This window comes from Vibrio sp. 1727 (genome assembly GCF_033344415.1).
Taxonomy (GTDB): Bacteria; Pseudomonadota; Gammaproteobacteria; order Enterobacterales; family Vibrionaceae; genus Vibrio; species Vibrio alginolyticus.
Genome location: NZ_JAWPOT010000738.1, coordinates 1 through 500, shown reverse-complemented (window position 1 = coordinate 500; position 500 = coordinate 1). Strand labels below are relative to the sequence as shown.

1 protein-coding gene and 1 pseudogene are annotated in these 500 nt (G+C 49.4%); both read left to right on the top strand.

Translation table 11 applies throughout. From position 1 onward, the window contains the following. A pseudogene (vmeA, locus tag R8O10_RS27895) lies at positions 1 to 382 on the top strand (multidrug efflux RND transporter periplasmic adaptor subunit VmeA); the annotation flags it as partial. 2 nt (positions 383 to 384) lie between these two features. Next, on the top strand, positions 385 to 500 hold a 116-nt coding region (locus R8O10_RS27980), incomplete at its 3' end, for an efflux RND transporter permease subunit (protein ID WP_412035188.1).

Below are 500 nucleotides of genomic sequence, written 5' to 3'. Positions count from 1 at the left end.
GCACAAAGGCACAATGAAGTTCACGGAAGTTAACGTGGATGAAAGTACGGGAAGCGTAACTTTGCGTGCGGAATTCCCAAACCCTGATGGTTTACTTCTCCCGGGTATGTTCGTGCGTGCGACCGTGATTACTGGTGTTGACCCTAGTGCGATTTTGATCCCGCAAAACACCGTGACTCGCGATGCAACAGGCAAAGCTTCGGTTATGACGGTGAGTGCTGATAATACCGTTGCGATTACGCCAGTCATCACGGCTGAAGTTATAGACAACCAATGGCGCATCATTGATGGATTAAAAGCCGGTGATCAAGTCATTACGGCGGGTTTGCAAAAGGTGCGTCCGGGTAGCCCAGTCACCATCCAAACGGGAGAGCAGGGATAATCATGGCTCGATTTTTTATTGATCGTCCGGTTTTTGCTTGGGTATTGGCGATTCTGACCATGCTTGCGGGGATCATGTCCTTGTTCAACTTGCCAGTGTCGCAATATCCAACCATTTC